Genomic DNA, 18,177 nt, shown 5'->3' with positions numbered 1-18,177 from the left:
TTTATTGCATCTGCATTGCTCGATCCGCGCAACTATCTAAAAAATAGCAAAAAAAGGCCGGACGCCCCCGCATGGGAGCGCCCGGCCCGGTCAGCCTTTCGCGTACGGTTACTCAGCCGCGATGCTGAACTCTTCGCCCGCCGGGGCATTGAGCCCGCGGCCCACGCCGGTGTAGCGGAGCCCCGCCGCCGCGACGGCATCGGGACGATAGATGTTGCGCAGGTCGATCAGCGCGTCGCCCGCCATCTTCTCGCGCAGCTGGACGAGGTCGAGCGCGCGGAACGCGTTCCATTCGGTGACGATCACCACTGCCTCGGCACCCTCGGCGGTGTCGTAGGGCGAGGTCGCGAACTCGACATTGGGAAGCAGCGGACGCGCCGCGGAAATCCCTTCGGGATCGAACGCGCGCACCTTGGCGCCGCCATCTTCCAGCGCCTGGATGATCGCCAGGCTCGGCGCATCGCGCATGTCGTCGGTGTTGGGCTTGAAGGTCAGGCCCAGCACGCCGATCGTCTTGCCGCGCACCGATCCGCCGCACGCCGCGATCACCTTGCGCGCCATCGCCCGCTTGCGGGTGTCGTTGACCGCCACCGTGGTCTCGACGATGCGCACCGGCGTGCCCGAATCCTCGGCGGTCTTGACCAGCGCCAGCGTGTCCTTGGGGAAGCACGACCCGCCATAGCCGGGGCCGGCATGGAGGAACTTGCTGCCGATGCGGTTGTCGAGCCCGATCCCGCGCGCAACCTGCTGGACGTCGGCGCCCACCGCCTCGCACAGATCCGCCATCTCGTTGATGAAGGTGATCTTGACCGCGAGGAACGCGTTCGCCGCGTATTTGATCAGCTCCGACGTGCGCCGCCCGGTGAACAGGATCGGCGACTGGTTGAGATAGAGCGGGCGATAGACCTCCTCCATCACCGGCCGCGCGCGATCGTCCTCCAGCCCCACGACGATGCGGTCGGGCCGCTTGAAGTCGTCGATCGCCGCGCCTTCGCGCAGGAACTCGGGGTTCGAGGCCACCGCGAAATCGGCGTCGGGATTGGCTTCGCGGATGATCCGCTCGACTTCGTCGCCGGTACCCACCGGCACGGTCGACTTGGTCACCACCACGGTGAAGCCCTTGAGCGACACTGCCATCTCGGCGGCGGCGGCATGGACATAGGAGAGGTCGGCATGGCCGTCGCCGCGGCGGCTGGGCGTGCCCACCGCGATGAACACCGCGTCCGCCTCGCTCACCGCCTCGGCAAGCTCGGTGGTGAACAGCAGCCGTCCGGCCTCGGCGTTGCGCGCCACCAGGTCTTCGAGGCCGGGCTCGTAGATCGGGATCTGGCCCTGCTTGAGCCGCGCTATCTTGCCTTCGTCCTTGTCGACGCAGACCACGTCATGGCCGAAATCGGCGAAACACGCGCCCGATACCAGGCCGACATAGCCCGAGCCGATCATCACGATGCGCATGCGGTAACTCCTTGCTGGAAACTGGCCACCGAAGCCGGCGGCGAAACGGGATGCGAAACGGGGGCGCTGCCGGCACGCGGCTCGAGCAGCAATTTGCGGGCGAACGCCTCGACTTCGTCGGCAAGGTCGTCGCGGGTCAGCGCCATGGCGAGATTGGCGTGGAGGAACCCCGCCTTGTCGCCGCAATCATAGCGCGTGCCCTGGAAGGTGACGCCGTGGAACGCCTGGCCGCCGATCATCCGCGCCATGGCGTCGGTCAGCTGGATCTCGCCGCCGGCGCCCTTTTCCTGGGTGTCGAGCACGCGCATCACCTCGGGCTGGAGGATATAGCGGCCGATCACCGAGAGGTTGGACGGCGCCGTGCCTGGCTTGGGCTTCTCGACCAGCCCCTGCACCTGCGTCAGCGTGCCGTCGCGGCTGCCCGGCGTGATGATGCCATAACGATGCGTCTGGTCGTCGGGCACTTCCTCGGCGCAGATCAGATTGCCGCCGACCTGGTTATAGGCGTCGACCATCTGCTTGAGGCAGCCGGGCTTGCCGACCATGAAATCGTCGGCGAGCAGCACCGCGAACGGCTCGTCGCCGATCACGTCGCGCGCGCACCACACCGCGTGGCCGAGCCCCATCGGCTCCTGCTGGCGGACATAGGCGATCGCGCCGGGCTTGAGCCGGGTGCCGCCCAATATGTCGAGCGACTTGCCGCGCCCGGACATCGTCGCCTCTAGCTCATAGGCAATGTCGAAATGGTCCTCGATCGCGGCCTTGCCGCGCCCGGTGACGAAGATCAGTTGCTCGATCCCGGCCTCGAGCGCTTCCTCGACGGCATATTGGATCAGCGGCCGATCGACGACCGGCAGCATCTCTTTCGGGATCGCCTTGGTGGCAGGCAGGAAGCGGGTTCCGAGACCGCCAACGGGAAACACGGCTTTACGGAGCGGCTTGGGCATGGGTACTCCCCCTTTTCATCGCTGCAGTGCAGCATAAAACAAGGGGAGCCGCCCGGCAATTTCGTCTCGCCGCCTGCGAGGCACCGGTGAGCGGACTTTAGTTTATTTTGGGTTAGGGATGTGTGGGGGAGCCTGCCATGCGAGAGCCGACCCGTCGGCCCTTGTAGCCGCCCCGCGGTTCGCCATAGTTCAGCGAGTTCGTGCACCAGCTCTTTCAAGCGAACATGTCGATTGCGTCGAGAAGATCAACGACACCTACGTAAGGATTTATATTATGTTGTTGATCACGTCCGGCCTCCGCGTTTTGCAGGCCCTTCGCATTCAAACGCTTCGCTCGCGCGCGCGCCTCTGGCAAATGCGGCTTCAGCAGGTCAAAAATTGAGCGTTCCGACTTCTTATAGTCGCAGCCACATTGCGCTTTCATCTGGGTTCGAAGCGCGCTTGTAGCTATTAGATTATCGTAGCTGCTGAACGGCGCATCGGTATCGACAAGATGGATCAATAGCCAATATTCGAAACAAACATTACACAGGGCGACTTTAACACCCGCCTTATCGGCCTTGGCACGCGCCTTGGCGTGAAGATCGTCGGAATATTTTACCACGGACTCCCGGTCATATACGACCCAGAATTCATCTTCAGGCAACGATCCCGAAGATTTCTTCATGCTTATCGCTTCTTCAACTAGCTGAACTGCAGTATTTTTACGAGATTTCTCGATCTCAATTACCGACTTTCGCGCACGATTTTCGAGCGTCGAAATATAACCTTTGAGGTAGTTTGGCTCGGTGCGCTCGCCTTCGCAGAAAATGCGTAGAGTCTTGAGCGGCTTGAGTTGCGATGGTTTGCGTTTTTTTGGCATGGAAAGTCACGCTCGCATCATGTCGAGAGCATCGAGCAGTACCTGCTTAACCCTTTTATATGGCAAGCGAGGCAGTGCACCGAGCCGTCCATCACGGTAAAACGCTTCGAATGGACTGTCCTGACGAACATATTTCTTATCGTATTCTGCGAGACACTTTAGCGTAGAAACTCCGTCCTCCTTGCTCGCCAACCATATTTGGTCGCGCCGCATATAGTTCGCATCCAGAACATTAGTGTCATGGGTCGAGAAGAGGAGTTGTGCGCCCTTGGCATTAACTTCTTCGTCGTGGAACAGTTGGAGGACGAGATTTACAAGATCCGTGTGGAGGTGCGCATCAATCTCGTCGAGCGCAAGTACGGAGCCATTCTCAAGCACGCGCAAGATTATCGGGAGAAGATCGAACAACCGGTTAGTGCCATGTGACATATCGTCAGCCTCGAATGGCACCGGATCGCCAGAACCAGACTTCATCCAGAATTTGGCAACCATACGATTCTGAGCGAGGATTGCCTCCTTTAAATCGTCTGGAATATTATCAGGCAAGCGAATATCGTCTGCGATATCATTTTCTTCGATCGTCACTTTACCCACCCCAGTATCGGCCAGGCAGAGCAACTCGCTGACCGCATGCATCATCGTCGGGTCGCTCAAGGCCATCCGGGAGAGCATACCGTTTGTGGCAGGAATGTACCTGAGGGATTCGAAATACGTGTAAATTTCGCGAATGAAGTCTGGCGACGAGGCATCATTGCCGGCGCGAGACAAATAAGCGGCATTGTCGAAGAACGGGAATCTGCGTGTTCCGCCCTTAAATGTTCCACCGAATTTGATCGTCTCCCATGTATCCTCCGCAAGCCGCTCAAAGACGGTCGCGCGTGAACGGCGAGCGAAGGAAATTAGTCGCTCACTGACAATCCGTTGGCGAAGAAACGAGACTTCGTAGCGATACCGCGCGCCGGTAGGAACGACGAATTCGATTTCAAACGCAACCGGACGCTCCACGTGCGCTGGTGACAATCGAAATGGTTCGTATGGCAGGATCGATTGCGTCTCCTTGCGACCGGCCGAAGACACGACGATCCACTGGAGGGCAGCAAGCGCGCGCAGGACATTGGTCTTACCCGAGGCATTCGCGCCAAAGATACCCGCCGACCGCAGAACCGCGAAGCGCTCGTCTTCGACGAGCGAAAAGTTAGAGGAGTGACGTAAGCGCGACCCCTCCACATTCATACTCAGCATTTGCTCATCGCGGAACGAGCGAAAATTGCCGATGCTGAAATCGACTATCATGACAAATCTCGATTTGCATTATTTCCCGCGAATATCGCGCAAATTTCCCGGCAAAACGATATGATGATCGCGTGAGCCTTTGTAAATCTATTAAATCCCCCGCCCCGCCAGAAACGGCTCGATCACCGTCGCCATCAGCGCATAGCCCTGCGCGGTCGGGTGCACCCCGTCGGAGGCCAACCCCGGCTTCATCCCGCCCGCGGCGTCGGCGAGCACCGGGGTATAGTCGATCCAGGTCGCGCCCGCCTTGGCGGCATAGTCCTTGAGCCAGGCGTTGAACCGGCGGATCGGCTTGACCGTCTCCAGCCCCGGCCGCCATGGGAAATTCGCCGCCGGCGGCACGCTGGCGAGCAGCACCTCGATGCGGTTGGCCTGGGCGAGCTGGGTCATCATCCGGAAATTGTCGCAGCTCTGCGCGAAGGTCATCGGCCCGGTATTGCCGGCAATGTCGTTGGTGCCTGCCATGATGTGGACGAAGCGGGGTTTGAGGTCGATCACGTCGGCCATCATCCGCAGCACCATCTGCGGGGTGGTCTCGCCGCCGATCCCGCGGCAGACGCGCCCGGGCTTGAAGAAGTCCGGCTGCTTGTCGCGCCAGCCCTCGGTGATCGAATTGCCCAGGAAGACGATGTTGGTGCGGGTGCCCGCGGCGCGCAGCCGTGCATTGTCGGCGCGGTAGCGGCCCAGCCCCGGCCAGTCCTCGCGCAGCATCCGGTTCCACTTCGCCTCCCAGCTCTCGGCCTCCTGCGCGCGGGCGGCGAAGGGCAGCGTCAGCCCGGCGGCGAGCAAGCCGCGGCGGAAGAGATCGGTCATGGGGCCTCCAGCATCGCGTGGCGCCGCGCGGGCGCCCTGCCTGCGCGGGTCGCGCTGTCCTACAGGGTCCGGGCCATGCTATCCAGCGTGCGGCTCTTTGAACGGCTGTAGGACGTCGCTCGCGGCATTGTGCGCAAGGAAGTTTCACGCGGACGCAACGGAATTTCACGACTCGCACGTATTTTGCGAATCCAGGCGCCGCAAACCCTACACGGCGGGGGTGTCGCTGTTGGATTCGTGCTAGCGGCGCTGCCCCGATACGCGGCCGCGCTCCGCCTCGGGCACCAGCCCTTCGAGCACGCCCCAGAAGCCGCCCACCGCGCCCTGCCCCGCGCTCGAATAGGCGCCCGCCATCTTCTCGCGCAGCGCGTCGAACAGCTCGGCCTCCAGCGCCGCGCCCGCCGGGGTCAGCCGCAGCAGCCGCTGGCGCCGGTCACGCTCGCCGGTCCGCGTCTCGACCATCCCGCGCTCGGCCAGGTCGCCCAGCACCCGGCCGAGCGATTGCTTGGTGATCTGGAGGATCGCGAGCAGCTCGCTCACCGTCAGATCGGGCTTGCGGGCGATGAAATAGAGCGCGCGGTGGTGGGCCCGGCCCAGCCCCTGTTCGGCGAGCCCGGCATCGATCGAGCGGGTGAGGTTGGCATAGCCGAAATAGAGCAGTTCGATGCCCCGGCGGATCTCGGGCTCGCGCAGGAAGAGCGGCGACGCGGGAATTGGGGCAGCCATGTTGACCATCTTTGCCATGCGGCCTAGTCCCCCGCAAGCCGCCCGGACCGGTCCCGGGCCCGCCAAACTCGGGAAGCCGCAATGCAAGACACGTCGATCCTGGATTTCGAGTTCGAAGCCCATGCCAATCCGGTCGCCGAGACCGATCGCGCTGCGCTCCTCGCCAATCCCGGTTTCGGCAAGATCTTCACCGATCACATGGCGGTGATCCGCTATTCGGTCGACAAGGGCTGGCACGATGCCCGTGTCCAGCCCCGTGCGCCCTTGCAGATCGATCCCGCCTGCGCCGTGCTCCATTATGCGCAGGAGATTTTCGAGGGTCTCAAGGCCTATCGCCTGCCCGATGGCGGCGCCGCGCTGTTCCGGGCCGACGCCAATGCCCGCCGCTTCGCGGAGTCCGCCGAGCGGCTGGCGATGCCGCCGCTGCCGGCGGCGCTGTTCCGCGAATTGATCCGCGCGCTGGTCCGCGCCGATCGTGACTGGATCCCCGAGGGCGACGGCGCCTCGCTCTATCTGCGCCCCTTCATGTTCGCCAGTGAGACCTTTCTCGGCGTGCGGCCCGCGCATGAATATCTCTACATCGTCATCGCCTCGCCCGCCGGCGCCTATTTCAAGGGCGGCGCGCCGTCGGTGACCTTGTGGACCTCGGACCATTATACCCGCGCCGCGCCGGGCGGCACCGGCGCCGCCAAGTGCGGCGGCAATTATGCCGCGAGCCTGGTCGCCCAGGCCGAAGCGATCGAGAAGGGCTGCGACCAGGTCGTGTTCCTCGATGCGGTCGAGAACCGTTTCGTCGAGGAGCTCGGCGGCATGAACGTCTTCTTCGTGTTCGAAGACGGCTCGATCCAGACCCCGCCGCTGGGCGGCACGATCCTTCCCGGCATCACCCGCGAATCGCTGATCACTCTCGCCCGCGATGCCGGCGTGAGCGTGCGCGAGGAGCGTTACAGCATGGAGCAGTGGCAGGCCGACGCCGCCAGCGGCAAGCTGCGCGAGGCGTTCGCCTGCGGGACCGCCGCGGTGGTCACGCCGATCGGCCGGGTGCGCGGCCGCGATTTCGATTTCGCGATCGGCAATGGCGGTCCGGGCATGCTGACCGAGAAGCTGCGCGAGCAGCTCACCTCGATCCAGCGCGGCACCGCCGCCGATCCGCACGGCTGGGTCGACCGGCTGTTCTGATCGTCGTGCGGAGCGGCCATATCGGGTCTTGAGTACCGATCTCGAAGCCCTATAAGCCGCGCTTCCCGTTGGGGCGTCGCCAAGTGGTAAGGCAGCGGCTTTTGATGCCGCCATTCGCAGGTTCGAATCCTGCCGCCCCAGCCAGTTTCACGCTAAGTAATGGATTTCGGTGACCAGCCATTAGGTGGCAACGTGCCGTGTCGAGCGGCGCGTTGCTAGACGATCGGCTTAGACAGCGTGCGTGCGAGTTTCAGCAGATCAGCGCGGCTATGCGTATCCGTTTTCTGGAATAGATGGATCAAGTGGGTGCGGACCGTGCTCGGCGCGATCTTCAAATTGGCGGCGATCTCGCGCGTTCCATCCCCCGCCATCATCATCTCCAGCACTCTAATCTCTGCCGGGGTCATGTTGAACAACGTTTCGAAAACCGCCGCGGGGAGATCGTGTTTGGCCGTGGTATCGCAAACAAAAATGGCGGCAACCGGTTCGGAAGCCGACTTCGCCCGCGTGGTGCCTCGAGGCAGGGGCAGCAGATGCAGGACTAGGGGGGCTCGATACCGGACTGAAGGACCATGCCACTTCCGCGTCCGGGTATTTGGCTATGGTCGACCGATAGCAATCGTATCGATTCGGATATCGCCTGTTCGATACCCGGCAGCGACGAGATCAACCGTCCATGCCGGAAGGATAAAATCGATCCGACCTGCAGCCGGGCCTTCGCACGAGCGTTGGCATGAACCACAGCGCAGTCGGAAGAGACAAGGACGACGGGAACAGCAAGAGCATCGATGACCGCCTCGAAGTCGCGCGCGACGTCCTTGGCGCCATCGAGCAGGCCGTTGATCCGGGCGGCGCGTTGGCAATGGGGTAGCAGCAGGGTGAGCGCCTCGATCAGCGCATCGTCGATCAAGCCCAACCGGGCGTCCGTTGCCAGGCGCATGCTGCCAAACAGGCCTTCTCCTCGCGCCAGCACGATCGCTGCGCCATCGACGAGCGCCATCGGCCCCACCCAATTGCGATAATAGTCGGTGCGCTTCAGAGTCTGCGCACTGATGATCCTGCTGACGATCCAGGGGCGATCGATCGGCCTCGTCATGACGGCTGCGATGCCGCCCCAAACTTCCGGCATGGCGCGGTATTGGCCCACCATAGTCGCAGCCTGTTGTTCGTCGATGCCATAGTGAAAGTTGAACAGGTTCGTCATTGCCGGGACGCGATTGAGGTCGATCGTTGCCTTTCGGAAGCCGAACGCTCCGCAGAGTAACCCCAGCGTATGAGGCCAAAGGCTCTGATCGATCGCGGCATCATAGATGGCGCTTACGAGGTCGGAGAAAATTCTGCCGTCCATAGCCCCGCTCGCCCAATGCCCTGCGCTGTACTGTACGACTATTAGCGCCGTTCCTCCACCTTTTGGTGCATGCGCAACCGCGCGCGACAGTCCCGATAACTGAAATCCAAGCGCAGGCCGCCTTGCCCAGCACCCCGCCCCTGATGCTAAGCTCCACCATCGATGCCATCGCATCGGGGAAGGCGTGGGGGCGCATGAGCGGGTTCGAGTTCATCTTTTCGTTGTTCGGGCTGATCCTCGGCTTGGCGCTGGCCGAGGGGCTTGGCGGGCTTTCGCGGGCGCTCAAGGCGAGCCAGCAGGTACGGATCGGCTGGGCCACGGCGCTGCTCGGCCTGTTCGTGTCGTGCGACGTGGTCACCTTCTGGATGTATGGCTGGGCGCTGCGTGACCTGCTGCCGCTGACCTGGCCGGTGCTGTTCGGCGGGTTCGTCGTCACGGCGATCTATTATGTCTCGGCATCGCTGATCTTCCCCGATGATTCCGAGCAATGGAGCGATCTCGACGCCCATTTCGACCGGCATCATCGCAAGGTGATGGCCGGCGTCTTCCTCTGCAACGTCGCGCTGATCGGCACCACCGCGCTGTTCAGCGGGATGCCCGGCGCCGGGTCGCTGCGGGTGATCGTGCTGACCTGGTCGTTCTTCCCCGTCCTCGCGCTGGCGATCGCGGTGTCTAGCCGGCGAGTCGCGATCGCGTGCCTGTTATGGCTGATCGCGCTCTATCCGCTCTCGGCCGTCTGGCATTGAGCGCCGGTGGTCGCGCGGCCCGCTAGCCGGCGACCTGCTCGATCGCGTCGAGCAGCGCGTCGGGGTCCACTGGCTTGCTGAGGAACGCTACTGCCCCCGCCGCCAGTGCCTGCCCGCGTGCGGAATTGGTGGGATAGGCAGTCATCAGGATCACCGGCTGGCGCCAGCCGCGCCGCGCAATCTCGGCCTGCAGGTCGAGGCCTGTAAGGCCGGGCATGTGGAGATCGGTGACGATGCAGGCCAGCGCCGCCTGTCCCGCATCGTCGAGCAGGTCTTCGGCGCTGGCGAAGCAGCGCGCGGTCATCCCGGCGGAGCGCACCAGACTGTCGAGGCTGCGGCGCACGTCCGGATCGTCGTCGACGATGCCGATAATGGGGGATGGACGCACGGACCGGTTACTCCAGAATACCCAGACGCGGCGCGCCGGGCGGAGATCACAAATGCATCGGCCGTGCAGGCTTTTCCATCATACTCAGATGTTAAACCGATGGATGCTTTCGTCGCGCACGCCGAGCTGCTCGGCCATGCGGACCAAGTCGGCGAGCGACTGCGCCGCCATCTTGCGCATAACATTGCCGCGATGGATCTTCACGGTGATCTCGGAGAGGTCGAGCCGCGCCGCGACTTGCTTGTTCATCAAGCCGGTGACGACCAGTGCCATCACTTCGCGCTCGCGCGCGGTGAGCCTGTCATAGCCCTGGCGAAGCTGCTCGACACTAGCGGACTCGGCCCTGCGCGCGCGATCGGCATCGATCGCCGCCGCGACAGCGGCGAGCATCTGATCGTCGCTGAACGGTTTGGGCAGGAAATCGATTGCGCCGGCCTTCATGCCGCGCACGGTCATCGGGATGTCGCCATGGCCGGTGATCAGGATCACCGGTATGGCGATGCCCTGCCCCGCCAGCGTCTCCTGGAAATCGAGCCCGCTCTGCGTGCCCAGGCGGACGTCGAGCACCAGGCACGAAGCGACCTGCGGCACGCCGGCAGCCAGGAACGCATCGGGGCCATCATACAGCGCGACCGCGTGCCCGCTCGATCGCAACAGGCTGCCGATCGCGCCGCGCACCTCGGGATCGTCGTCGATCACGCAGACCTGGCTCGCGCCGCTCATGCCGCCAGGCTCGCTTCAGCGGTCACCGGCAGACGGAAGCGGAAGATCGCGCCGCGATCGGCATTGTTGGCTGCGACCAAGGCGCCGCCATGCTGCTCGATGATCGAGCGACAGATCGAAAGTCCCATCCCGAGCCCCGTCGTCTTGGTCGTAAAGAAGGGTGTGAACAGGCTTTCGGGGTCGCCCGAAATGCCTGGTCCGCAGTCGCGCACACTCACCTGCACGCCCTCGCCATCCTGCGTAGCCTCGATGCACAGCTCGCGATGATCCGCGGTGTCGGCCATCGCCTGCTCGGCGTTGAGCATGAGATTCATCAGCACCTGCTGGATCTGGACGCGGTCTCCCAAAGCCGCCGGCAGGCCGGGCTCGGCGCGGACATGGATCTCGACATCGTGCGACTGGAGATCGCGACGCAGCAGCGCGACGGTTTCGTCGATCAGCGGCTCCAGTTCGATTCGGCCGCGCTGGGGATCGGCTTTGCGTGCGAGATCGCGGATGCGTGCGATCACGTCGGCGGCGCGCGTGCCGTTGGCGGCGATGTGATCGAGGCAGTCGGCGACCTCGGGCGCCTCCGCCGCCTCGCGGGCGAGCCAGCGTTTGCCCGATTTGGCATAAGTGATGATGGCCGAGAGCGGCTGGTTTACTTCGTGCGCGATCGAGGCGGCGAGCTGGCCGAGCGTGGTTACGCGCGAGACATGAGTCAGTTCGGCCTGCGACTGGACGAGCCGCGCCTGCGCGCGGTTCCGCTCAGTAACGTCGATCGCCATCACCAGCACGCGGTTCCAGCCATCGCTGCCCGGCGGCAAGGTGACGCGCAGCACGACGTCGACGATCTCGCCCGAGGCGGTGAGAAACTGGGTCTCCTCCTCGATCGCGGGGTCCCCCCGCGCCAGCCCGGCCAGGATATGCGCCAACGTCGCTTCCGCCGCCGGGGTATGGTGGGCTATGATGGTGCCGCCGACCAGCGCCTCGGGGCCCGTAAGCCCGAACAGGCGTGCCGCGGCGTCATTGGCATCGCGGATCGTCGCGGTCCTGGCGATATGGTCGATCGCCGCCGGGCTGAGCGTCGAATTCCCGCGCAACAGGGCATAGGCGGCGGACCAGTCGCCTTCCCAGATCGGTAGGCCGGCCGCGTTGAAGATCGTGCGATAGCGGACTTCGGAGCGTTCGCGCTCCGCGCCCGCCGCCTGGTTGCGCACGCACAGCCAGGCCGTGATCGAAACCGCGATCAGGCTCACCGCCAGCCGCATCGCGGGCGAACCCAGCGGCGCCGACCAATGGCTGATGCCATAGCCGAGGATGGCGAGGAGGATCGAGACGATCCCGGCGGCGGCGACCAGCGATCGATCCTGACTGCGCGCCGCGAGCAGCACGACGATCGTGTAGAGCACCGCGACCGCTCCCTGAAGCGGGCTCAGCACGTCGAGCGCGAAGATCGCCAGCGCCAGCACCAGCGCCGCCGCGCTGTGCACATGTTTGAACAGTCGCCGACCTTCGGCATCACTTTGCATCATCGCCTCCCGCAGCCGCCCCAAGGCCGGGAAGCAGCGCAACGCCACGCTGGCGAAGGGTTCATGCGATCGCAACCGCCAAACTCCCGAACTACCCGTTAGAGTTTGGCGACGCGCAGCGTGAAGCGCGTGCCGGGGCCTGCATCATGCCAACCCTGCTCGCCGCCCAGCCGGCTGGCCATCATCGCGATCAGCCTGGCGCCAAGTCCAGTACCCTGCGGCGCGGCGTCGGCTGCCATGCCGCAGCCACGATCGGCGACATCGAGCCTGTATCCGCCAAGCGGCAGCGTCTCGAGCTGGATGGCGATGTCGCCCGGCTCGTCGGCGGCATAGGCATATTTGCACGCATTACCGACCAGTTCGGAAACCAGGATGCCGATCGATGTCGCGTCTTCCGCGTTCACCTCCACGGTCTGAGCGGCCACCAACACGCGGCGCCCGGCCCAGCCGCCGCCGACGCCCTGTTCGAGATCGGCGGCAAGCGCCTCGAGATAGGCGGCGAGGTCTATCCGGCTGGCAGTGGCGCTGCGATAGAGCTGGCGATGGACATTGGCGATCGCGCCGATCGCCGCAATGTCATGTCGAACGCGGCGCGCGCCACCGGATCGACGATCCGCCGCGCCTCGACCGAGACCAGTGCCGCAAGCAGTTGCAGGCTGTTGGCGAGCCGGTGGTCGACCTCGCCGGCGCTATCCGGCTGGGCGAGCGCGGGCAGCACGGTGATCGCTGCCGGGAATCCAAATTGCTGTGCCAGGGTCATCGGACCATCTCCTTTCCGCGGGTGCGGTGTCGATGGCTCGTGATCCGAGATCGACCGTGCGCGCGCTATCATACGCAGGTTTGGGGAGGGGATTTGGCGGCGCAAACTTGCGTATGATAGCGGCGAGCGCTGCCCGCGCCGATATGGCCCGGGGTCGGACAGGCAAGTGCCCCGTCCGCTCTCACAATGGAGAACATCATGGGCTACATCACCACCGCCGACGGCGCTGAGATCTTCTACAAGGATTGGGGCCCCAAGGACGCGCAGCCGATCGTGTTCCACCATGGCTGGCCGCTGTCGTCGGACGATTGGGACGCCCAGATGCTGTTCTTCCTGGACAACGGCTATCGCGTCGTCGCGCATGACCGCCGCGGCCATCGTTCCTCACCGATCGCTACCGGCCACGACATGGACCATTATGCCGCCGACGCCTCGGCCGTCGCCGAGCATCTCGACCTCAAGAATGCCGTGCATATCGGCCACTCGACCGGCGGCGGCGAAGTCGCGCGCTATGTCGCCAAGTTCGGCCAGCCGCAGGGCCGGGTTGCCAAGGCAGTACTGGTCAGCGCGGTGCCGCCGCTGATGCTCAAGACCGAGGCAAATCCGGGTGGCACTCCGATCGAGGTTTTCGATGGCTTCCGGCAGGCGCTGGCTGCCAATCGCGCCCAATTCTTCCTCGATGTCGCCTCGGGGCCCTTTTATGGGTTCAATCGTCCGGGCGCTGCGGTATCCGAAGGGGTCATCCGCAACTGGTGGCGCCAGGGCATGACCGGCAGCGCGCTGGCGCATTATGCCGGCATCAAGGCGTTCAGCGAAACCGACCAGACCGAAGATCTCAAGGCGATCACCGTGCCCACCTTGGTGATCCAGGGCGATGACGACCAGATCGTGCCTTACAAGGACGCCGCCGAACTCCAGGCCAAGCTGCTGCCGAATGCGACGCTGAAGATCTATGCGGGATATCCGCACGGCATGCTGACCACCAATGCGGACGTGATCAACCCGGATCTGCTAGCCTTCGTGCGGAGCTGAGGCTGACAGCGCGTCATGCGCCTCCATCGTCGTATTGGGCGCCGAGGGGGGAGCATGACGCGATTCGGCGCGTGCCAAGTTGCCATGCGTATTCATGGACCAGATTAAGGAAAGCCGATGACATCGTGTCGCCACAGCAGCACCATCAACGCCGTGACCCCGAGCGCACGGGGATGCGAAGAATGCCTCAAGATCGGCAGCGCCTGGCTCCACCTGCGCCTGTGCCGCGCATGTGGGCATGTGGGTTGCTGCGACCAGTCACCGCACCGCCACGCCACCGCGCATTTTCACGCGACGCATCACCCCATCATCGAGGGCTATGATCCGCCCGAAGGCTGGGGGTGGTGTTATGTCGACGAGGTCGAAATCGACCTGCCCGATCAGACGCCGCAATGGGGTCCGATCCCGCGCTATTACTGAAAGGGCGCCGAGGCTCCTGCCCCGGCGCCCATCCCGTCAGGCGTGGTGCAGATGCTTGACGGCGTGATCGGCCGCGCGGGCCGTGAGCGCCATGAACGTCAGCGACGGATTGACGCACGATACCGAGGCCATCTGCGCGCCATCGGTGACGTAGAGGTTCGATGCGTCGTGGGCCTGGCTCCAGCCGTTGAGCACCGATGCGCGCGGATCCTTGCCCATGCGGGCGCCACCCATTTCGTGGATCGCGTCGCCTGGGACGTGCTCGCCTTCCGAGCTCTTGACGTTGGCGAGCCCGGCAGCCTTGAGCATCGCCTCGCCCTGCGTCCGCGCGTCCGCCATCATGCGCAGTTCGTTCTCGCGGAATTTCACGTCGAACCGCATCAGCGGCACCCCGAAGCGATCGACCTTGCTGGCATGCAGCGAGACCTGATTGTCCTTATAGGGGAGGCACTCGCCGAAGGCGCCCATGCTGAACTTCCAGCCGGCATATTTGCGCATGCCGTGCTTCATCTCGGCGCCGAAACCCACCGGCGCCGCCGGCTCGCGCCGGGCGCTGCCCTGATAGCCATAGCCGCGCTTGAACCCGACGCCTTCCTCGCCGCCGATGTTGCGGAAGCGCGGGATGTAGACCCCGCCCGGGCGGCGGCCATATTCGATATACTCGCTCATCCCCGGGATCTCGCCTTCGACGCCGACGCGGAAGATATGATCCATCACATAACGGCCCAGCGTGCCGCTTGCGTCGAAATGGCTGCGGCCGCTGCCGGGCGCACGCGAGTTCATCAAAATCTGAGTCGAAGCCATGGCCGAAGCGCAAAGGAAGACGAGATCGGCATTGATCACGGTCGCCTGCCCGGTCTTGGCATCGATATAGCGCACCCCGGTGACGCGCTTCTTCGCCGCATCATATTCCAGATTGGTGACCACAGCGTCCGACTGAAGCGTTAGCCGGCCGGTGGCGCGCGCCGCGGGAAGCGTCACTGCCTGAGTTGAGAAATAGGCGCCGAACGAGCAGCCATTGCCGCATTGCGAGCGGAACTGGCACTTGGTCCGGTTCTGCTCGGGCTTGTCCTCGGTCATGTTGGACAGGCGCGTGTTGATAAGCTTGCGCCCGGGAAACTTCGCCTCGAGCCGCGGCTTGAGCCATTTCTCGGCGATGTTCATCGGGATCGGCGGCTGGAATTCGCTGTCGGGCAGATAGGGCAGGTTCTCGCGCGAGCCCGACACCCCGATATATTTCTCGATATAGCTGTACCACGGCGCGATGTCGTCATAGCCGATCGGCCATTCGCCATCGATGCCCTCGCGCTTGTTCGCCTCGAAATCCTCGGGCGCCCAACGGAAGCTCCAGCGCCCCCAGATCAGCGACTTGCCACCGACCGCGCCTGGCCGGATCCAGTAGAATTTCTCGCCTTCGTCAAAGGCATACGGATTCAGCCGGTCGTCATTGTAGAAGCGCTGATTGCTCGGCGCGACATAGCCGTGCTGCGCGATGAAATAGTCGCTGTCGACCAGCGGCTCGGGCATCATATTGCGCGCCGGCACCTCATAGGCCGGCTTGCCGTCATAGGTGTAGCCCTCGCCATGCTCGACCATCACGCCGCGATCGAGCATAAGAACGCGCAGGCCCTTTTCGGTCAATTCCTTGGCAGCAAAGCCGCCGCTCACGCCTGATCCGATGACGATCGCGTCGAACCTGTTGGTCGAAGCCATTTTCCTCTCCCCGTATCTTGTCAGAAACGCAGCGCGCGCAGCGTCTGGAAGCTTTTCGTGATGTCCGGAAGATACGGCGCGGGCGCCTGATCGTTCTCGACATAGAAGTGGCGAACGCCGGCAGCACCCTTCAATTTGAACAGCGCGCCAAAATCGATTGTGCCGGAGCCCACTGCGGTCATGCTGCGATCGGCGCGCATGTCCTTGACGTGGAACGCGTAGAGGCGCGAACCCAGCCGATCGATCAGCGCCGCCGGGCTCTCGCCGGCATGCGCCGCCCAATAGAGGTCGAGCTCCGCCTTCACCAGCGCGGGATCGGTTTCCTTGAGGAACCGGTCATAGAGGCTGATGCCGCCGGGCTTGGTGGTGAACTCGAAATCATGGTTGTGATAGGCGAAGCCCAGCCCGGCCTTCTTCAGGTCGGTGGCGAAGCGGTTGAAGTTTGGCAGCGCCGCCGTCCAGCCCGCCTCGTTGCGGTGCTCGTCGGTCATATAGGGCAACACCACCGTATCGGCGCCGAGCGTCTTCGCCATCGCCAGCGACTTGTCGAACTGCCCGAGCAGCGCGTCATAGCCGATATGGACCGAAGGCGATTTTAGGCCCAGCCGGTCCATCGTCTTGCGCAGCAGGGCGTGGTCCATCGTGTCATAGCCGCCACCGCCGAATTCGACTTCGCGATAGCCGATGCGCGCCACCTTCTCGAGCGTCCCCACCGGGTCCTTCTGGAAGATGTCGCGAACCGTGTAGAGCTGGAGGCCGATTGCCTTGAGCTGCGCGGCCGATGCCGGTGCGATCGAAAGGTCGGCGAACGCGAGCGCAGCGACGCCGCCGGCACTTGCGAGCAGATTTCTGCGGCTGATCATCATGCGCAATACACCTTGTTGACCTGAGAATAGAGAAACTCGCCATTATACTCGCCGGGGACCGGCAGATATTCGCGCTCCTGCGTCATGCCGATCTCGGACGTGTAATAGCCGGTGATGACGAGCTGGCGGAATGCTTCGAAAAAGTCTTTGCCGGCGGCCAGCTGCTTGTTCATCGCCAGCGTCAGCAGCGCGTCCTGCTGGACCGGCGTCGCCTTTGCCGCAGAGACCTTATAGTCCTGCAGGCTGCGCGCCTCGATCGCGTCGAGCCCCGTAACAATCGGCACGCGGTCCTCCGGCTTGGCCCAGTCGGCCAGCAGCTTCTCGATGAATTCGGGCACGCCCGCCGCGATCGCCCCCGGCGTGTCGGTCGTCGGCACGATGCGTTCGCTGAGCACGGTCATCAGCGCGCGCTGGCCGGGCGTGAACACCATCACGCTTGGCGGTCCCTCGCTGATCACCGGGATACCCCCGCCCTTCTGCGCCGCCTGAGCAGCAGCGCGGGCGATCGGCGCGAACACCGATGCACCGAACATGCCGACCACGCCGGCAAGCGCCGTTCTGCGATTGATCACTTGCCTTCTCCCAGATCGATCGCCGCTTCGGGAAGCGGGCGAACCCAGATGTTGCGGAACGAAACCGGTGAATCATGGTCCTGCAGCTGCAGCGGTGCAGCGTCGGGATGTGCCTGATATTGCGCGATCTTGCGCCAGATCGTGGTGCCCAGCATCGGCTGATGGTTCTGGACGAGCACGCCGTTGAGCAGCGCGGTGACATAGGCGGGGCGGACCAGCTTGCCGTCGGCGGCGAAGCGCGGACGCTCGAAGACGACGTCGTAGCTCTGCCACTCGCCGGGCTTGCGCGCGGCGTTCACCAGCGGCGGCTTCCAGCCATAGACCGCGCCGACAGTGCCGTCGGCATAGGTCGGGTTCTGATAGCCGTCGAGGATCTGCAACTCGTAGCGCTGCATGAACCAGATGCCGCTGTTGCCACGGTCCTGCGATGTCTTGGTCGGCGGATTGGGCGAGCGGAATTCGAGATGGAGCTGGACGTCGCCGAAGCTCTGCTTGGAGACGAGATTGCTCTCGCCGCCGCTGCTGGCGCGCGACGGGATCGTCATCGCGCCGTCCTTGATCGGCCACGCACCTTTCTCCGATACCCATGCGTCGGTCGACTTGCCGTCGAACAGGATGACGGCGTCGGCAGGCGCGCCGCCGGCATTGGCCGCCGGGGCAACCACCACCGGCGCCGGACGATCGGAATCATGGACATGCCACTGTCCGCCGGGGAGCATCGGGGTATCCTTGAAGCCGGGCTTTTCCTGTGCAGCAGCGGGAACTGCAGCGATCGCGGCAAGCCCCGCGAGCAAAACAAAATGCGTGCGGATGACAGCCATCC

At 64.0% G+C, this 18,177-nt stretch carries 20 protein-coding genes, 1 tRNA gene and 1 pseudogene; 5 read left to right on the top strand and 17 right to left on the bottom strand.

Features of this window, described 5'->3' with window-relative positions:
* Positions 1 to 108: 108 nt before the first annotated feature.
* The 6 genes from AB2M62_RS01730 to AB2M62_RS01705 form a co-directional block, all read right to left on the bottom strand.
* The gene (locus AB2M62_RS01730; RefSeq protein WP_404337259.1) at positions 109 to 1,455 is read right to left on the bottom strand and encodes a UDP-glucose dehydrogenase family protein; all 1,347 of its coding nucleotides are present in this window, start codon (positions 1,453 to 1,455) and stop codon (positions 109 to 111) included.
* Positions 1,443 to 2,402 (bottom strand): UTP--glucose-1-phosphate uridylyltransferase GalU, encoded by a 960-nt coding sequence (gene galU, locus AB2M62_RS01725; protein ID WP_404337258.1) that lies wholly within the window; start codon positions 2,400 to 2,402, stop codon positions 1,443 to 1,445. Before galU ends, AB2M62_RS01730 begins: the two co-directional genes overlap by 13 nt.
* A 214-nt stretch (positions 2,403 to 2,616) precedes the next feature.
* On the bottom strand, positions 2,617 to 3,264 hold the full coding sequence (locus tag AB2M62_RS01720; protein ID WP_404337257.1) for an RloB family protein: 648 nt from the start codon (positions 3,262 to 3,264) through the stop codon (positions 2,617 to 2,619).
* Between the two features lie 6 nt (positions 3,265 to 3,270).
* On the bottom strand, positions 3,271 to 4,557 hold the full coding sequence (locus AB2M62_RS01715) for an ATP/GTP-binding protein (protein ID WP_404337255.1): 1,287 nt from the start codon (positions 4,555 to 4,557) through the stop codon (positions 3,271 to 3,273).
* Between the two features lie 90 nt (positions 4,558 to 4,647).
* The gene (locus AB2M62_RS01710; RefSeq protein WP_404337253.1) at positions 4,648 to 5,370 is read right to left on the bottom strand and encodes a GDSL-type esterase/lipase family protein; all 723 of its coding nucleotides are present in this window, start codon (positions 5,368 to 5,370) and stop codon (positions 4,648 to 4,650) included.
* A 240-nt stretch (positions 5,371 to 5,610) separates the two neighbouring features.
* On the bottom strand, positions 5,611 to 6,096 hold the full coding sequence (locus AB2M62_RS01705) for a MarR family transcriptional regulator (protein WP_404337251.1): 486 nt from the start codon (positions 6,094 to 6,096) through the stop codon (positions 5,611 to 5,613).
* Positions 6,097 to 6,177: 81 nt separating this feature from the next.
* Between AB2M62_RS01705 and AB2M62_RS01700 the strand changes: the two genes are divergently transcribed.
* Both AB2M62_RS01700 and AB2M62_RS01695 read left to right on the top strand, forming a co-directional pair.
* Positions 6,178 to 7,275 carry a branched-chain amino acid aminotransferase gene (locus tag AB2M62_RS01700; RefSeq protein WP_404337250.1) on the top strand — a complete coding sequence of 366 codons (1,098 nt, stop codon included), beginning with the start codon at positions 6,178 to 6,180 and terminating at the stop codon, positions 7,273 to 7,275.
* A 69-nt stretch (positions 7,276 to 7,344) separates the two neighbouring features.
* Positions 7,345 to 7,419 (top strand) — tRNA-Gln (locus AB2M62_RS01695).
* Between the two features lie 71 nt (positions 7,420 to 7,490).
* Here AB2M62_RS01695 and AB2M62_RS01690 read toward each other — a convergent pair.
* Both AB2M62_RS01690 and AB2M62_RS01685 read right to left on the bottom strand, forming a co-directional pair.
* Entirely contained in the window at positions 7,491 to 7,652 is a 162-nt protein-coding gene (locus AB2M62_RS01690) for a helix-turn-helix transcriptional regulator (RefSeq protein ID WP_404339753.1), read from the bottom strand.
* Between the two features lie 164 nt (positions 7,653 to 7,816).
* The gene (locus AB2M62_RS01685; protein ID WP_404337248.1) at positions 7,817 to 8,623 is read right to left on the bottom strand and encodes a hypothetical protein; all 807 of its coding nucleotides are present in this window, start codon (positions 8,621 to 8,623) and stop codon (positions 7,817 to 7,819) included.
* Between the two features lie 194 nt (positions 8,624 to 8,817).
* Between AB2M62_RS01685 and AB2M62_RS01680 the strand changes: the two genes are divergently transcribed.
* Complete coding sequence (locus AB2M62_RS01680) at positions 8,818 to 9,369, top strand: hypothetical protein (RefSeq protein WP_404337246.1); 552 nt, start codon at positions 8,818 to 8,820, stop codon at positions 9,367 to 9,369.
* 22 nt (positions 9,370 to 9,391) lie between these two features.
* Here the strand turns inward: AB2M62_RS01680 and AB2M62_RS01675 are convergent, their stop codons facing one another.
* From AB2M62_RS01675 to AB2M62_RS01655, 5 genes and pseudogenes are all read right to left on the bottom strand, one after another.
* On the bottom strand, positions 9,392 to 9,757 hold the full coding sequence (locus AB2M62_RS01675; RefSeq protein WP_404337244.1) for a response regulator transcription factor: 366 nt from the start codon (positions 9,755 to 9,757) through the stop codon (positions 9,392 to 9,394).
* 84 nt (positions 9,758 to 9,841) lie between these two features.
* On the bottom strand, positions 9,842 to 10,480 hold the full coding sequence (locus AB2M62_RS01670) for a response regulator transcription factor (RefSeq protein WP_404337242.1): 639 nt from the start codon (positions 10,478 to 10,480) through the stop codon (positions 9,842 to 9,844).
* Positions 10,477 to 11,991 (bottom strand): sensor histidine kinase, encoded by a 1,515-nt coding sequence (locus AB2M62_RS01665; RefSeq protein ID WP_404337241.1) that lies wholly within the window; start codon positions 11,989 to 11,991, stop codon positions 10,477 to 10,479. The genes AB2M62_RS01670 and AB2M62_RS01665 overlap by 4 nt, the downstream gene beginning before the upstream one ends.
* A 98-nt stretch (positions 11,992 to 12,089) precedes the next feature.
* Positions 12,090 to 12,416, bottom strand: coding sequence for an ATP-binding protein (locus tag AB2M62_RS01660; protein WP_404339751.1), 327 nt, complete (start codon positions 12,414 to 12,416; stop codon positions 12,090 to 12,092).
* 99 nt (positions 12,417 to 12,515) lie between these two features.
* Positions 12,516 to 12,751: pseudogene (locus tag AB2M62_RS01655) on the bottom strand (histidine kinase dimerization/phosphoacceptor domain -containing protein); the annotation flags it as partial.
* 198 nt (positions 12,752 to 12,949) lie between these two features.
* On the opposite strand from AB2M62_RS01655, the gene AB2M62_RS01650 reads away from it, so the two are divergent.
* Positions 12,950 to 13,783 carry an alpha/beta fold hydrolase gene (locus tag AB2M62_RS01650; protein ID WP_404337239.1) on the top strand — a complete coding sequence of 278 codons (834 nt, stop codon included), beginning with the start codon at positions 12,950 to 12,952 and terminating at the stop codon, positions 13,781 to 13,783.
* A 117-nt stretch (positions 13,784 to 13,900) separates the two neighbouring features.
* Positions 13,901 to 14,203, top strand: a complete 303-nt coding sequence (locus AB2M62_RS01645; protein WP_404337238.1) for a UBP-type zinc finger domain-containing protein — start codon at positions 13,901 to 13,903, stop codon at positions 14,201 to 14,203.
* A gap of 36 nt (positions 14,204 to 14,239) precedes the next feature.
* Here AB2M62_RS01645 and AB2M62_RS01640 read toward each other — a convergent pair whose 3' ends face one another.
* The 4 genes from AB2M62_RS01640 to AB2M62_RS01625 are packed head-to-tail and all read right to left on the bottom strand — an operon-like array spanning position 14,240 to position 18,175.
* The gene (locus AB2M62_RS01640) at positions 14,240 to 15,916 is read right to left on the bottom strand and encodes a GMC family oxidoreductase (RefSeq protein WP_404337236.1); all 1,677 of its coding nucleotides are present in this window, start codon (positions 15,914 to 15,916) and stop codon (positions 14,240 to 14,242) included.
* A gap of 20 nt (positions 15,917 to 15,936) precedes the next feature.
* Complete coding sequence (locus AB2M62_RS01635) at positions 15,937 to 16,782, bottom strand: sugar phosphate isomerase/epimerase family protein (RefSeq protein ID WP_404337234.1); 846 nt, start codon at positions 16,780 to 16,782, stop codon at positions 15,937 to 15,939.
* Positions 16,779 to 17,354, bottom strand: coding sequence for a gluconate 2-dehydrogenase subunit 3 family protein (locus AB2M62_RS01630; RefSeq protein ID WP_404337232.1), 576 nt, complete (start codon positions 17,352 to 17,354; stop codon positions 16,779 to 16,781). The genes AB2M62_RS01635 and AB2M62_RS01630 overlap by 4 nt, the downstream gene beginning before the upstream one ends.
* Positions 17,351 to 18,175, bottom strand: a complete 825-nt coding sequence (locus AB2M62_RS01625; protein WP_404337230.1) for a DUF1080 domain-containing protein — start codon at positions 18,173 to 18,175, stop codon at positions 17,351 to 17,353. The genes AB2M62_RS01630 and AB2M62_RS01625 overlap by 4 nt, the downstream gene beginning before the upstream one ends.
* Positions 18,176 to 18,177 lie beyond the last annotated feature (2 nt).

The sequence above is a fragment of the Sphingomonas sp. MMS12-HWE2-04 genome (genome assembly GCF_044881185.1).
Lineage (GTDB): Bacteria > Pseudomonadota > Alphaproteobacteria > Sphingomonadales > Sphingomonadaceae > Sphingomonas.
This window is presented reverse-complemented; position numbering and strand designations above follow the sequence as displayed.

Coding starts and splice junctions, on each gene's coding strand:
- AB2M62_RS01685 (WP_404337248.1), bottom strand. CDS start 8,623: ATGGACGGCAGAATTTTCTCCGACCTCGTAAGCGCCATCTATGATGCC.
- AB2M62_RS01700 (WP_404337250.1), top strand. CDS start 6,178: ATGCAAGACACGTCGATCCTGGATTTCGAGTTCGAAGCCCATGCCAAT.
- AB2M62_RS01690 (WP_404339753.1), bottom strand. CDS start 7,652: ATGATGATGGCGGGGGATGGAACGCGCGAGATCGCCGCCAATTTGAAG.
- AB2M62_RS01640 (WP_404337236.1), bottom strand. CDS start 15,916: ATGGCTTCGACCAACAGGTTCGACGCGATCGTCATCGGATCAGGCGTG.
- AB2M62_RS01720 (WP_404337257.1), bottom strand. CDS start 3,264: ATGCCAAAAAAACGCAAACCATCGCAACTCAAGCCGCTCAAGACTCTA.
- galU (WP_404337258.1), bottom strand. CDS start 2,402: ATGCCCAAGCCGCTCCGTAAAGCCGTGTTTCCCGTTGGCGGTCTCGGA.
- AB2M62_RS01680 (WP_404337246.1), top strand. CDS start 8,818: ATGAGCGGGTTCGAGTTCATCTTTTCGTTGTTCGGGCTGATCCTCGGC.
- AB2M62_RS01665 (WP_404337241.1), bottom strand. CDS start 11,991: ATGCAAAGTGATGCCGAAGGTCGGCGACTGTTCAAACATGTGCACAGC.
- AB2M62_RS01625 (WP_404337230.1), bottom strand. CDS start 18,175: ATGGCTGTCATCCGCACGCATTTTGTTTTGCTCGCGGGGCTTGCCGCG.
- AB2M62_RS01730 (WP_404337259.1), bottom strand. CDS start 1,455: ATGCGCATCGTGATGATCGGCTCGGGCTATGTCGGCCTGGTATCGGGC.
- AB2M62_RS01635 (WP_404337234.1), bottom strand. CDS start 16,782: ATGATGATCAGCCGCAGAAATCTGCTCGCAAGTGCCGGCGGCGTCGCT.
- AB2M62_RS01670 (WP_404337242.1), bottom strand. CDS start 10,480: ATGAGCGGCGCGAGCCAGGTCTGCGTGATCGACGACGATCCCGAGGTG.
- AB2M62_RS01645 (WP_404337238.1), top strand. CDS start 13,901: ATGACATCGTGTCGCCACAGCAGCACCATCAACGCCGTGACCCCGAGC.
- AB2M62_RS01710 (WP_404337253.1), bottom strand. CDS start 5,370: ATGACCGATCTCTTCCGCCGCGGCTTGCTCGCCGCCGGGCTGACGCTG.
- AB2M62_RS01705 (WP_404337251.1), bottom strand. CDS start 6,096: ATGGCTGCCCCAATTCCCGCGTCGCCGCTCTTCCTGCGCGAGCCCGAG.
- AB2M62_RS01715 (WP_404337255.1), bottom strand. CDS start 4,557: ATGATAGTCGATTTCAGCATCGGCAATTTTCGCTCGTTCCGCGATGAG.
- AB2M62_RS01650 (WP_404337239.1), top strand. CDS start 12,950: ATGGGCTACATCACCACCGCCGACGGCGCTGAGATCTTCTACAAGGAT.